The sequence below is a fragment of the Rhodococcus sp. CX genome (assembly GCF_015865005.1).
Classification (GTDB): domain Bacteria; phylum Actinomycetota; class Actinomycetes; order Mycobacteriales; family Mycobacteriaceae; genus Rhodococcus.
In genome coordinates this window covers 44075-57550 of the sequence record NZ_JADZGH010000202.1, presented here as the reverse complement: position 1 = coordinate 57550, position 13476 = coordinate 44075, and the positions used below count along the sequence as shown (strand labels likewise).

The window sequence follows — 13476 nt, the reverse complement described above, 5'->3', positions numbered from 1 at the left end:
TCGGCGACGTCGATGTCACCCGGCCGGCGCTCGGCGACGTCGATGTCACCGTCTACAACCTCGGGGTCCGCCGCGACACGACCGCCGATGTCCGGGCCCGCTGGCTCGACGAGGCCCGCCGTCGCTTCCCGGACGGGTGCGACAATCGCCTCGTCCTCTCGTTCGGTGTCAACGACACGACGTTGCTGGACGACCCGGCGCAGCAAGAGGATTCGACGCGGGTGCCGCCCGCGGATTCGGTGACCAACCTCACCGCGATCCTCGACGACGCCCGCGCGTGTGGCTGGCCGGTGTTCGTCGTCGGTCCGCCACCGGTTGCCGACGAGCAGCAGAATGCACGCACCCGGCGCCTCGACGGGCTGTTCGCCGAGGTGTGTGCCGAGCGGAACGTGCCGTACTGCCCGGTCTTCGAGCACCTTCACGGCGACACCGCGTGGATACGGGAAGCGGCTGCGGGGGACGGCGCGCACCCGTCCGCGCAGGGATACCGCGACCTCGCCGACGTCGTACAGGGGGCGTGGATCACGTGGATCCGCTCGGCCGCCGCTGTCGGTGGGGCCCGCTAACGTGCCGGACATGGACGATCCCACGACTCCGGACCCGCACTCGGCCCCCTCATCCGGGCGGCGCCGTCGACGTCCGCGCCCGGAACCCGGAGGAGGCACGGAGGCGCAGGCCAAGGACGTGTGCCTGCGCCTGCTGACGGACCGGGCACGCAGCCGTGCCGAACTGGCCACGAAGCTCGCGGAGAAGGGGTTCACGGCCGAGATCGCCGAGCGCACCCTGGACCGGCTCGCCGCGGTGGGCCTGGTCGACGACGCGGACTTCGCGCAGCAGTGGGTCCGGTCCCGGCACCTGTACGCCGGCAAGGGCAAACGCGCGATCGCACTCGAACTGCGGCGCAAAGGAATCGGGCATCAGGATGCCGCGGAGGCGCTGGACCAGATCGACAGCGACGACGAACGCGAGCGCGCCGTCGAGCTCGTACGCAAGAAGCTGCGCACGCAGCCGCCGCTGCCGACCGAGGGTGATCGACGCGAGATCGCCGCCGAGCGGGACAAACTCGTGCGCCGGCTGGTCGGCATGCTGGCGCGACGAGGCTATTCCCAGGGTATGGCGTTCGACGTGGTGCGCAGTGAACTCGCCGAGTTCGGCTCCGGCACCGACGGTCTCGCGGACGTCTGACGCGGTCCGGTCACCGCCGCGCGGGTCGCGTCACGGTTTCTGCTCGCCGGTGATGTCCATGCCGGGAACCGCCATCACCGGGATGGTTTGCGGCTCTTCGGGTGTCACGGCGCCCTTCTTGCGGCGACCGGCCCGCAGCTGCTTCTCGACCCGGGTGGCCAGTACCGTCAGCGAACTGTTCAGCACGATCATGATCGCGGCGACCACCAGCAGCGACGGCAGATAGTTGCCGAAGGCCGCGCCGAGCTGCTGACCGGACCGCACCACTTCGACGTAACCGATCAGATAGCCGAGCGCCGAATCCTTCAGTGCCACCACCATCTGCGAGATGATCGCCGGCAGCATCACCGTGACGGCCTGCGGCAGCAGGATCAGGCGCATGACCTGGTTCTTTCGCATACCCAGGGCGCTCGCCGCCTCGGTCTGCCCGCGTGGCAGGGACCGGATGCCGGCGCGCACCAGCTCCGCGATCACCGAGCCGTTGTACAGGGTCAGGCCCGTGACCACCGCGGCGAGCGCGAGATAGGACGATTTGAACACCCGGTATTCGGCGAAGATCTGGTACAGGAAGATCATCAGGATCAGCACCGGCACCGCCCGGAACAGTTCGACGATGGTGCCGCTCACGAGGCGCACCGAGTGATGATCGGACAACCGGCCGATGCCGAGCACGAACCCGAGAATCAGCGCGAACACGATGGAGAGCGCGGCGGCGATCAGGGTGCCGCGGATACCGGGCAGCAGATAGGTCGTCCACGACGTCGACTCGAGGAACGGATCCCATTTGGCCGCGGTCAGCTGCCCCTTGCTGTCCAGGGCGCGGTACACCACGTACCCGGCAGCGACGAGCAGGACGACGACGAGCGCGGAGATCGCGTGGTAGGTCGCGCGGGCCCGCGGGCCGGGCGCGTCGTAGAGGACGGTTGCGCGGGCGCTCATCGGGCCACCTCGTAACGCTTTCCGAGCCAGCCGAACAGCAGGCCCATGGGAAGGGTGAGAATCACGAAGCCGAGCGCGAAGATCCCACCGACGAGGAAGATCGCGGCTTCGGTCTCGATCATCGACTTCATCAGGAGCGAGGCCTCGGCCACACCGATCACGGAGGCGATCGTCGAGTTCTTCGTCAGGGCGATCAGCACACTGCCGAGCGGAGCGATGACGGCGCGGAACGCCTGGGGCAGGACGATCAGCCGCAGATTCTGCGCGAACGTCAGGCCCAGCGAGCGGCCCGCCTCCGACTGCCCGACGTGGACGGTGTTGATGCCGGACCGCAGTGATTCACAGACGAATGCCGCCGTGTAGACGCTGAGGCCGAGAACTGCGAGCCGGAAGTTGTTGTCCACCAAGAAGGTCGGTGAATCGGTCGGTGCGAGCGCGACACCCAGGGTCTGCGAGAGGCCGAACAGGCAGAACAGGATGATCAGCGTCAGCGGCGTGTTGCGGAAGATCGTCACGTACGCGGCTCCGACCGCCCGCGCGACCGGGATGGGGGAGACCCGCATCGCGGCGAGAATCGTGCCGAGAATCAGGGCGGCGATCGCGGACAGAACGGTGAGCTGGATCGTGGTCCAGAACGCCTCGAGCAGTTGACTGCCGTACTTGTTCAACAGATCCACTGGTGGACTCCAGGATTCGATGGACGAGACTGTGCGACGAGCTCGCACCCGAGCTGCGACGCGGGCCGGACGATCCGCCCCGAACGGGCTGTGATCGTCCGGCCGCGACCGGATCAGTAACGATCGATGGTCGGCTGCTCCGGAACCGGAAGGCCGGAGGCGCCGACCGTGGACTGGAACGCAGCCTCCCACGCTCCGGAATCGAGCATCGACTGGATCGCGTCGTTGATGCGGGCCCGCGACTCCTCGTCGCCCTTGGCGAGACCGATCCCGTAGTTCTCGGTGGTGAACGGTTCACCGACCACCTTGAACTCACCCGGGGACTGCGCCGCGTAGCCGGCGAGGATGATCGCATCGGTGGTCAGCGCATCGACCGCGCCGTTGCGCAGCGCCTCGACGCAGGCCGAGTACGTGTCGAATTCCTGCAGCTGCACGTCCTGCGCGTACTTGTCCTTCACGTTCTGCGCCGGGGTCGAGCCCGCAACCGAGCACAGCTTCTTGCCGCCGTTGAGCGATTCGGGTCCGGTGATGTCCGTGTTGTCCGCCCGCACGAGCAGCGACTGCCCTGTGACCATGTACGGCCCGGCGAAGTCGACCTTCTCCTTGCGAGCATCGGTGATCGAGTACGTCGCGACGATGTAGTCGACCTCACCGTTCTGGATGAGCGTCTCGCGCTGCGCGGACGGTGCCTCCTTGAACGTGATGTTCTCCTCCGAGACACCGAGCTGACCGGCGACGTACTTGGCGACCTCCACGTCGAAACCGCTGAAGGTGCCGTCCGGGTTGCGCAGTCCGAGCCCCGGCTGGTCGAACTTGATACCGATCGTGAGATTCCCGGCCTGGGCGGACTCGAGGGCGCTGCGCTGCTCCTCGCCACCACACGCGGTGGCGGCGAGCGCAACGGCGAGCGCGCCGAGGCCCAGGCGGACGGTGCGGGACAGTTTCATTCGGACTACCTCCAGTGATCGGGGCTGACGGGTCAGTGGCTGAGGATCTTGCCGAGGAAGTCCTTCGCGCGATCGGACTTCGGGGCGGTGAAGAAGGTGTTCGGGTCGGTGTCCTCGACGATCTGCCCGTCCGCCATGAACAGCACGCGGTCGCCGGCCTTGCGGGCGAAACCCATCTCGTGGGTGACGACGAGCATCGTCATGCCCTCCTTCGCGAGGGAGGTCATCACGTCGAGCACCTCCTGGACCATCTCGGGGTCCAGCGCGGAGGTGGGCTCGTCGAACAGCATCACCTTGGGGTTCATCGCCAGGGCGCGGGCGATGGCGACGCGCTGCTGCTGGCCGCCGGACAGCTGGGCCGGATACTTCTCGGCCTGATTGGCGATACCGACCCGCTCGAGCAGCGCGAGCGCATCCTTCTTCGCCTCGTCCTTCTTCTTCTTGCGGACCTTCAGCGGCGCGAGCATGACGTTGTCGAGGATCGTCTTGTGGGCGAACAGGTTGAACGACTGGAACACCATGCCCACGTCGGCACGCAGGGCGGCGAGTGCCTTGCCCTCCGCGGGCAGGACCTTGCCGTCGACCTCGATCCGCCCGGAATCGATCGGTTCGAGCCGGTTGATGGTGCGGCACAGGGTGGACTTGCCGGAACCCGACGGCCCCAGCACGATCACCACCTGGCCGCGCGGGATCTCCAGATCGATGTTCTGCAGCACGTGCAGGGACCCGAAATATTTGTTCACGTTCGCCATCGAGATCATCGACGGCGTGGAGGTCTTCTCCATATCGACAGCCTCTGGTGCCATGTCCAGGACCCTATGCGGTGGCAGGCACGCAGGACCGGATTTTGAGGCACGACGCGCGGCAGGAAACGGAACTTTTGCGACACGGGTGCGGGCTGCGGCCCGACCAGGGCAGATACGGCGCGGTTCTGGGCCTGAGCTACCCTGAGACGTGTCATTGATCGACGATGAAACCATCTCCGACTCCCCGGCCGGCGCCCGAACGTACGAAGTTCGCACGTACGGCTGCCAGATGAACGTGCACGATTCGGAGCGACTGTCCGGTCTGCTGGAGGAGGCGGGCTTCGCGAAGGTCGCCCCGGGCGGCTCGCCCGACCTGGTCGTCTTCAACACCTGTGCGGTGCGGGAGAACGCCGACAACAAGCTGTACGGCAACCTGAGCCATCTGCGTCCGGTCAAGGACGAGAACCCGAACATGCAGATCGCGGTCGGCGGCTGCCTCGCCCAGAAGGACCGCGACATCGTCGTGAAGAAGGCGCCCTGGGTCGATGTGGTGTTCGGCACCCACAACATCGGCAACCTGCCGGCGCTGCTCGACCGCGCGCGGCACAACCGCAAGGCCGAAGTGGAGATCCTCGAGTCGCTCGATGCGTTCCCGTCGACCCTGCCGGCCAAGCGCGAGTCCGCCTACGCCGGGTGGGTATCGATCTCCGTCGGCTGCAACAACACGTGCACCTTCTGCATCGTGCCGTCGCTGCGCGGCAAGGAGGTCGACCGGCGGCCCGGCGACATCCTGGCCGAGGTCCAGGCACTCGTCGACGAGGGCGTGCTCGAGGTGACGCTGCTCGGCCAGAACGTGAACTCGTACGGCCGCTCCTTCGCCGATCCGGACCAGCCCCGCGACCGCGGCGCCTTCGCTTCGCTGCTGCGCGCGTGCGGGCAGATCGAGGGTCTCGAGCGCGTCCGGTTCACGTCGCCCCATCCGGCGGAGTTCACCGACGACGTGATCGACGCCATGGCGCAGACTCCCAACGTGTGCCCCCAGCTGCACATGCCGCTGCAGTCCGGCAGCGACCGCATCCTGCGCGCGATGCGGCGCTCGTACCGCAAGGAGAAGTTCCTCGGGATCATCGAACGGGTGCGCGCCGCGATGCCGCACGCGGCGATCACCACCGACATCATCGTCGGATTCCCGGGCGAAACCGAAGAGGACTTCCAGGAAACCCTCGACGTGGTGGAAAAGGCCCGTTTCACCAGTGCCTTCACCTTCCAGTACTCGAAGCGTCCGGGTACCCCGGCCGCGGAGATGGACGGCCAGCTTCCCAAGGCGGTCGTGCAGGAACGCTACGAACGGCTGATCGCGCTGCAGGAACGGATCACCCTCGAGGAGAACCGCAAGCTCGTCGGCACCGAGGTCGAGTTGCTGGTGGCCGCCGGGGAAGGCCGCAAGGACGCCGAGACCGCCCGCATGAGCGGCCGCGCCCGCGACGGCCGGTTGGTGCACTTCCGCCCGAGGGGAACATCGACGGTGCGGTGCGTCCCGGCGACATCGTCACGATCGTCGTCAGCGATGCGGCCCCGCACCACCTGGTCGCCGACACCCCGATCCTGACGCACCGCCGCACCCGGGCGGGTGACCACTTCGAACAAGGACGTATGCCCAAGACCCCGCCGATCGGCGTGGGACTGGGACTGCCGAAGATCGGGGTTCCCGAACCCCTTCCGACACAGATGGGATGTGACGCATGAGCGCCGCACACGACGACGGCGCGGACGACCCGATGGACGAGGTCCTCGGGGACCTCGAACAGGCCGAACGCAAGATCGCGAGCGAGATCGATCCCGGCGCGCGGGCGGTCGTCGTCGCCGTCGGCGTTCTGCTCCTGCTCGGCTCCTTCAGCCTGCCGCACGCCGGAGCCGCCAACGGCTGGGAGATCCTGTCGTTCGGGCAGGACGCCGTCGCCGAGGACATCGCGCTGCCGTCACGCATCTTCGTGTGGCTGGCATTGGTCTTCGGCGGGGTGTGCTCGATCCTGGCGTTGCTCACCCGCAAGTGGGTGCTCGCGTGGCTGGCCCTGGCCGGATCCGCCGTCTCCATCGTCTTCGGCATGCTGTCGATCTGGACCCGGCAGACGCTGCCCGTCGAGTCGACGGCCTCCGGGCCGGGCATCGGCCTCGTCCTCGGATGGTTCGCGGTCATGCTGCTGACCTTCCACTGGACGCGGGTCGTGTGGGCGCGCACCTCGCTGCAGCTCGCGGCGGAAGCGGAGCTTCGCCGGGCCGCCGCCGAGGAGGAGCGCAGGGCCGAGGAGGAACGCAAGGGACTGTTCGGCACCGACGACAACCCGTAACGACCCCGCCCTTCGGCCTCCGGCTCACAGCCTCCGGCATCAGGACAGAAAACCCCGCGTCACCGTCTCCGGTGATGCGGGGTTTCTCTGTCTGTGACTGCGGTCAGCGTTCGCCGATGGCACCCTCGGCCGCGTCGGCCCATTCGCGCCACTGCTGCGCCTGCGCGAGTGCCTTCTCCGCGTCCTTCGCGCGTCCGGCCGCGGTCGCCTTCGCGGCCTGCTCCTCGAACTGACGCACCCGCTCCCGGAACTGCGCGGCGCGAGCCAGGGCTTCGGGGTCGGTGCGGCGCCATTCGGACTCGGCGGCCTCGTGCACCCGCTTCTCGATCGCCCGCAGGCGGGACTCGAGATCGTGCATCCGCTCGCGCGGAACCTTGCCGATCTGCTCCCACTTGTCCTGCAGTTCCCGCAGCTGCGCGCGGGCGACGTCGATGTCGCCGGACGGATCGATCGAGGCGGCGGCGAGCAGCGCTTCCTTCGCCCGCGCGTTCTCCTCGAACTCCGCGTCCCGCTCGGCGCTCGCGGCGTTGCGGGCGGCGAAGAACACGTCCTGCGCACCCTTGAAACGCTTCCACAGCTGGTCGTCCGCCTCGCGGGGCGCCCGCCCGGCCGCCTTCCACTCGGTGAGCAGATCCCGGAACGCCGCGGCGGTCGCACCCCAATCGGTGGAATCTTGCAGCGCTTCGGCGCGCGCGACGAGTTCCTCCTTGCGGGCTTTCGCGGCGGCTCGTTCACGGTCGAGTTCGGCGAAATGCGCACCGCGGCGGCGGTTGAACGCCTCGCGGGCCTTCGAGTAGCGCCGCCACAGCGCGTCGTCGACCTTGCGGTCCACGCCCCGGATGGTCTTCCACTCCTCGAGGATCTCCCGCAACCGGTCGCCGGCGGCCTTCCACTGGGTGGACTCGGCGCCGATCTTCTCCGCTTCCGCAGCGAGCGCCTCCTTGCGGGCCGTGTTCTCCGCCCGCTGGTGCTCCTTCTCGTGCTTGGCGGCCGTCGCGGCCTTCTCCGAGTCCGCGACGATCGCCGCAAGACGCGCGGCCAGCCCGTCGAGGTCGCCGATCACCGCGGCGGTCGGCAGCGACTCCGCCAGCGCTTCCGCGGCGGCTCGCGTCTTCTTCGCGTCGCCGGAACCCGACGCGAGCCGGGACTCGAGGATCGCGACCTCGGTCGCAAGATCGTCGAAGCGGCGCCCGAAGTGCGCGAGACCCTCGGCCGCGTCACCGGCCTGCCACGAACCGATGCACCGCTCGCCTGCGGAGGTCACCACCCATGCGGTGCCGTCCTCGTCCACCCGGCCGAACAGACTCGGGTCGCTCGCGGGCACCGCCGGGGCCGCCGCATGCACGTGCGAGGGCACCGGATGCGGTTTCGGGGTGTGCTCCGCGCCGGGACGCGGCGCACCGGGCGTGGGCGCCGGCTTCGGGGCCGCGGGTGCCGGCACGGCACCGGATTCTCGAGTTGCGCTCGTGTCCTGTGCGTTGGGGTCGGTCATCGGGTCCTCATCTCTGCCGCGCGGCACGGCTGCCTGGTCGCATGGCTCATCCGTAGGTCCGCCGCGGGGTCACCCGCGACGACGTCCGCCCACTATTGAAACAGGTCGCGCCCTCGCGGGGCGCCCGGTCCGGTCGACTACCGTGGCTCGTGTGCTGACCGCTGCGGTATTCGTGCCGTCCCCGCCCCTCCTCGTGCCCGAGCTGAACGGCCTTGCCGCGAACGAGACCGACGAGCTGCGCAGCGCCGCGCTCGCCGCTGTCTCCGAGATCGGCGACTGCACCGACTGGGTCGTCGTCGGGACCGGCCGGGCCGTCGAACGGATCGCGGCGACGGCATCCGGCACGTTCCGCGGCTACGGCGCCGACGTCCGTGTGGGCCTCGGCCCCGACGCGACCGGTGAGGCCGATCCGGAACTGGCGTTGCCCGCGCTGATCGCCGGATGGCTGCGCGGCCGGGCGGCCCCCGGTGTGCGCGCGGAGGTCCACGTCGTGCCCGTCGACGCGGGCCGGGACGAGTGCACCGGGCTCGGGCAGCGGCTGCGGGCCGAGCTGGACGAGGGTGACAAACGCCGTGGGCTGCTGGTGATCGCCGACGGGGCCGCGACCCTGACCGCCAAGGCACCGGGTGCGTTCGACGCGCGTGCCGAGGCCGTCGAAACCGACCTCGCTGCCGCACTCGCCGCCGGGGATCCGTCGGCGCTGGCCGCGCTCGACCCGGACCTGTGCGCCGGGATCGTCCTCGACGGACGCGCCGCCTGGCAGGTTCTCGCCGGTGCGTTCACCACGGCACCGAGTGCGGTGAAGATCGTCTACCGCGGCGCGCCGTACGGGGTCGGCTATCACGTCGGGACGTGGCGACCGTGAGCGCGACCGTTCCCGTCGCCGTCGTCGGCCCGACCGCCACCGGCAAATCCGACCTGGGCCTGGACCTGGCGTGCGCGCTCGGCGGCGAGATCGTCAACATCGATGCCATGCAGCAGTACCGGGGTATGGACATCGGTACCGCGAAGCTGACCGTCGCCGAACGCCGGAGCATTCCGCACCACCAGCTCGACGTGCTCGACGTGGTCGACACCGCCACCGTCGCCCGCTACCAGGAGGCCGCCACCGCGGACATCGAGGCGATCCGTGCGCGCGGAGCCGTCCCCATCATCGTGGGCGGCTCGATGATGTACGTGCAGGCCCTGCTCGACGACTGGGCGTTCCCGGCGACGGACCCGCAGGTCCGCGCGAAGTGGGAGGCGGTGCTCGCCGAGGGCGGTCTCGCCGCCGTGCACGCCGCGCTGCAGCAGGCCGACCCGGTCGCGGCCGCGACGATCCTGCCGACCGACGGGCGCCGCATGGTGCGGGCGCTCGAGGTGGTCGAGCTGACCGGCCGGCCGTTCGCGGCATCGCAACCGCAGCGGGGGGAGCCCCGCTGGGGCACGGTGATCCTCGGGGTGGACCGCGAGACCACCGAACTCGACGAGCGCATCGCGCGGCGCACCGACCTGATGTTCGAGCGCGGACTCGTCGACGAGGTACGCGGACTGCTCGACCACGGGCTGCGCGACGGGGTGACCGCGAAACATGCCATCGGCTACGCCCAGGTGCTCGAGTACCTCGACGGCGACTGCGACCTCGAGCATGCCCGCGAGCGCACTTTCATCGGCACTCGCCGGTACGTCCGCCGGCAGCGATCCTGGTTCCGCCGCGATCCACGGGTCCACTGGCTCGACGGCGCCGACCCGGACCTGACGGCCGCGGCCCTGCGCGTCGTGGGCGCGACGAGCGGCTCGATAAGCTGACCGGCATGGAGTTCAGCAAAGGGCACGGCACCGAGAACGATTTCGTGATTCTTCCCGATCCGGACGCCCGGCTGGACCTCGCGCCGGAGCGGGTCGCCGCCCTGTGCGACCGTCGCCGCGGTCTCGGCGCCGACGGCATTCTGCGGGTCGCTCGGGCCGGGGCGCTCGTCGAGCGCGGCGTGCTCGCGGAACTGCCCGACGGTACCGGCGCCGACGACTGGTTCATGGACTACCGCAACGGCGACGGTTCGATCGCCGAGATGTGCGGCAACGGCGTCCGGGTCTTCGCGCACTACCTGTGCGCCCAGGGTCTGGAGAGCCGCACCGACTTCGTGGTCGGCAGCAGGGCCGGGGGCAAGCCCGTGCAGGTGCATGCGGCCGGCCCGGTCGACGGCGAGGTCACCGTCGACATGGGTGTCGTCCGCGAGCTGGGAGAGTCCGCCGCGACCGTCGAGGGCCGCGTGTACAAGGGTCTGGGCATCGACGTCGGCAATCCGCACCTGGCATGCGTCGACCCGCAGTTGGCGGGCACCGGCCTGGCCGCGCTCGACCTGTCCGCGCCCGGTTACGATCCGGGCTTCTTCCCGCACGGCGTCAACATCGAGTTCCTCACCCCCATCACCTCGGGCGCGGTCGAGATGCGCGTCCACGAGCGGGGCGTGGGGGAGACCCGGTCGTGCGGCACCGGGACCGTCGCCGCGGCGATGGCCGCGCTGCGCTTCGACGGCGCCGACTCCGGCCGCGTCCAGGTGCGGATCCCCGGCGGCACTGTGGAGGTGCGGATCGAGGACTCGCGCGCGTCCCTGCGCGGCCCGTCCGTGCTGGTCGCGACCGGAACCATCGCCGATTCCTGGTGGGCGGCCCTGTCCTGAGATCCGGCGGGTCCGCCCCGGATCCCGGCGTGTCCGCGATGCCGGGAAAAACTCGAATGCACGGACTCCGGTGGCGTGGGACCATGGATCTTGTATGACGAACACACAGCGTATGACGAAGACACCGCGCAACGGGGAGTCCGTGACCGAGGACCGCACCGAATACGACGGATGGACCACCGACGACCCGTCGGTCGGAGAGATGCAGCTCGAGGATCGCAGTGCACTGCGCCGCGTCGCCGGTCTGTCCACCGAACTCGAAGACATCACCGAAGTCGAGTACCGCCAGCTCCGCCTGGAGCGAGTGGTGCTCGTCGGCGTGTGGACCGGCGGAACCGCCGCCCAGGCCGAGGCGAGTCTCGCCGAGCTCGCCGCACTCGCGGAAACCGCGGGTTCCGAGGTTCTCGAGGGCCTCATCCAGCGTCGCGACAAGCCCGACGCCGCGACCTACATCGGCTCCGGCAAGGCCGACGAGCTGCGGCAGGTCGTCCTCGCGACCGGCGCCGACACCGTCATCTGCGACGGTGAACTCACCCCGGCCCAGCTCACCGCACTGGAGAAGGTCGTCAAGGTCAAGGTCATCGACCGGACCGCCCTGATCCTCGACATCTTCGCCCAGCACGCCACCTCCCGGGAAGGCAAGGCGCAGGTCTCGCTCGCCCAGATGGAGTACATGCTGCCGCGACTGCGCGGCTGGGGTGAATCGATGTCCCGGCAGGCCGGTGGCCGTGCCGGCAGCAACGGCGGCGTCGGTCTGCGCGGCCCCGGTGAGACGAAGATCGAAACCGATCGCCGTCGCATCCGCGAACGCATGGCGAAGCTGCGCCGCGAGATCAAGGCGATGAAGGCGGCCCGCGACACCAAGCGGACCCGCCGGCTGCGCAACCGCATTCCGTCGGTGGCGATCGTCGGATACACCAACGCCGGCAAGTCGAGCCTGCTCAATGCGCTGACCGGCTCCGGGGTTCTGGTGCAGAACGCCTTGTTCGCGACCCTCGATCCGACCACCCGGCGCGCAGCGCTGCCGGACGGGCGCGAGTTCGTGCTGACCGACACCGTCGGATTCGTGCGGCACCTGCCGACCCAGCTCGTCGAGGCGTTCCGTTCCACCCTCGAGGAAGTCGCGGACGCGGATCTGCTGATGCACGTCGTCGACGGATCCGACCCGATGCCTACCGAGCAGATCAAGGCGGTCCGCGAGGTCGTCACCGAGGTGCTGCGCGAATCCGATGCGCCCGCGCCGCCGGAACTGATCGTCGTCAACAAGATCGACGCCGCCGATCCGGTGATGCTGATGCAGCTGCGCGGGCTGCTTCCGGACGCGATCTTCGTGTCGGCACGCACCGGCGAAGGTCTCGACGAGCTGCGCGACCGGGTCGCCGGACTGCTCGAGGATCCGGACGTCGAGGTCCAGGTGATGCTGCCGTACACGCGCGGAGACCTGCTGGCCCGCATCCACACGGACGGGCAGATCCTCGAATCCGCGCACGGCGAGGACGGCACGCGCGTCCACGCCCGCGTACCGAAGGCACTGGCCTCGGCCTTGGTCGAGTACGCCGCCTAGTGCGGACGGGGGTGGGGGCCGCGCCGGTCGCGGTGACGGTTCTGCTCGCGGCGCTCACGGGGACGATCGTGCTCGCGGTGCTCGCCGCACCGGCACCGGCGAGCGCCCAGGCGCAGGACGTGCCGATCGCGGACGTGCAGGAGGGGGTGTTGTGCATCCCGTCGGACGCCGGACTCGCGGAACTTTCCGGACTCGCGATGCTCGACGGCCGCCTGTTCGCGGTACCCGATGCGGGGGCGGACGAGTCGGTCGTCGAACTCGGTGACGACTGCTCGGTCGTGCGCCGCATCCCTGCACCGGTCGACCCGTACGACGTGGAAGATCTTGCGGCCGGACCGGATCGGCGGCTCTGGCTGTCCGACACCGGCGACAACACAGCACGCCGGGAGACCGTCGCGCTGATCTCCCTCGACCCCGCCACCGGTGCCGGTGACCTGTACCGGATGACCTACCCGAGCGGCGCCCGCGATGGTGAGACCCTGCTCATCGGTCGCGACGGCGTGCCCTTGTTCGTGTCGAAGGCCTTGTTCGGTGCGAGCACCGTCTACCGGCCGGCGGACGGGAAGACCCTCACGGATCTCGCGTCGCCCGGCCCGAATCCGCTCGAGGAAGTCGGTGTGCTCCGGCTCGGACCCACCGACACCCCTGGAGGACCGCTCGCCGGCGGATCGTCGACCCTGATCACCGGCGGTGCGGTCAGCGCCGACGGCACGGTCGCGGCCGTGCGCACCTACACCGACGTGTATCTGTTCCATGCCCCGGACGGTGACCTCGTGGCGGCGCTGGCCGGGGGCCCGCAACTGCGCATCCCGGTCGCCGGTGAGCCGCAGGGGGAAGCGGTCGCGTTCACCCCGGACGGTGATCTGCTCACGGCGTCCGAGTCGAACGGCGGTCCGCTGCCGCAGATCCGGGTGTGGC

13 protein-coding genes and 1 pseudogene are annotated in these 13476 nt (G+C 69.6%); 9 read left to right on the top strand and 5 right to left on the bottom strand.

Features of this window, described 5'->3' with window-relative positions:
* Positions 1-566 (top strand): GDSL-type esterase/lipase family protein (locus I0Q12_RS21995; RefSeq protein WP_197254703.1); only part of this gene is annotated, 566 nt, incomplete at its 5' end.
* Positions 567-576: 10 nt separating this feature from the next.
* Positions 577-1185: a recombination regulator RecX gene (gene recX, locus I0Q12_RS21990; protein ID WP_197254701.1), complete on the top strand. Its 609-nt coding sequence runs from the start codon at positions 577-579 to the stop codon at positions 1183-1185.
* A 30-nt stretch (positions 1186-1215) separates the two neighbouring features.
* Here the strand turns inward: recX and I0Q12_RS21985 are convergent, their stop codons facing one another.
* From I0Q12_RS21985 to gluA, 4 genes are all read right to left on the bottom strand, one after another.
* Positions 1216-2124, bottom strand: coding sequence for an amino acid ABC transporter permease (locus I0Q12_RS21985; protein ID WP_197254699.1), 909 nt, complete (start codon positions 2122-2124; stop codon positions 1216-1218).
* Entirely contained in the window at positions 2121-2801 is a 681-nt protein-coding gene (locus I0Q12_RS21980; protein ID WP_197254697.1) for an amino acid ABC transporter permease, read from the bottom strand. Before I0Q12_RS21980 ends, I0Q12_RS21985 begins: the two co-directional genes overlap by 4 nt.
* Positions 2802-2914: 113 nt before the next feature.
* The gene (locus I0Q12_RS21975; protein WP_197254695.1) at positions 2915-3748 is read right to left on the bottom strand and encodes a glutamate ABC transporter substrate-binding protein; all 834 of its coding nucleotides are present in this window, start codon (positions 3746-3748) and stop codon (positions 2915-2917) included.
* 32 nt (positions 3749-3780) lie between these two features.
* Positions 3781-4509 (bottom strand): glutamate ABC transporter ATP-binding protein GluA, encoded by a 729-nt coding sequence (gene gluA, locus I0Q12_RS21970; protein ID WP_197254722.1) that lies wholly within the window; start codon positions 4507-4509, stop codon positions 3781-3783.
* Between the two features lie 274 nt (positions 4510-4783).
* Here gluA and miaB point away from each other — a divergent pair.
* Positions 4784-6240, top strand: a pseudogene (gene miaB / locus I0Q12_RS21965) (tRNA (N6-isopentenyl adenosine(37)-C2)-methylthiotransferase MiaB).
* The gene (locus I0Q12_RS21960) at positions 6237-6842 is read left to right on the top strand and encodes a hypothetical protein (protein WP_197254693.1); all 606 of its coding nucleotides are present in this window, start codon (positions 6237-6239) and stop codon (positions 6840-6842) included. The pseudogene miaB and the gene I0Q12_RS21960 overlap by 4 nt, the downstream one beginning before the upstream one ends.
* Before the next feature lie 103 nt (positions 6843-6945).
* On the opposite strand, the gene I0Q12_RS21955 is transcribed toward I0Q12_RS21960, so the two are convergent.
* Positions 6946-8334 carry a DUF349 domain-containing protein gene (locus I0Q12_RS21955; protein ID WP_197254691.1) on the bottom strand — a complete coding sequence of 463 codons (1389 nt, stop codon included), beginning with the start codon at positions 8332-8334 and terminating at the stop codon, positions 6946-6948.
* Positions 8335-8485: 151 nt separating this feature from the next.
* Between I0Q12_RS21955 and I0Q12_RS21950 the strand changes: the two genes are divergently transcribed.
* The 5 genes from I0Q12_RS21950 to I0Q12_RS21930 all read left to right on the top strand — a co-directional run.
* Complete coding sequence (locus I0Q12_RS21950) at positions 8486-9199, top strand: hypothetical protein (protein WP_197254689.1); 714 nt, start codon at positions 8486-8488, stop codon at positions 9197-9199.
* Positions 9196-10122: a tRNA (adenosine(37)-N6)-dimethylallyltransferase MiaA gene (gene miaA / locus I0Q12_RS21945; protein ID WP_197254681.1), complete on the top strand. Its 927-nt coding sequence runs from the start codon at positions 9196-9198 to the stop codon at positions 10120-10122. Before I0Q12_RS21950 ends, miaA begins: the two co-directional genes overlap by 4 nt.
* A gap of 5 nt (positions 10123-10127) precedes the next feature.
* Positions 10128-10994, top strand: a complete 867-nt coding sequence (gene dapF, locus I0Q12_RS21940) for a diaminopimelate epimerase (RefSeq protein ID WP_197254679.1) — start codon at positions 10128-10130, stop codon at positions 10992-10994.
* A gap of 112 nt (positions 10995-11106) precedes the next feature.
* Positions 11107-12558: a GTPase HflX gene (gene hflX / locus I0Q12_RS21935; RefSeq protein ID WP_197254721.1), complete on the top strand. Its 1452-nt coding sequence runs from the start codon at positions 11107-11109 to the stop codon at positions 12556-12558.
* 11 nt (positions 12559-12569) lie between these two features.
* On the top strand, positions 12570-13476 hold a 907-nt coding region (locus I0Q12_RS21930), incomplete at its 3' end, for a hypothetical protein (protein ID WP_307846410.1).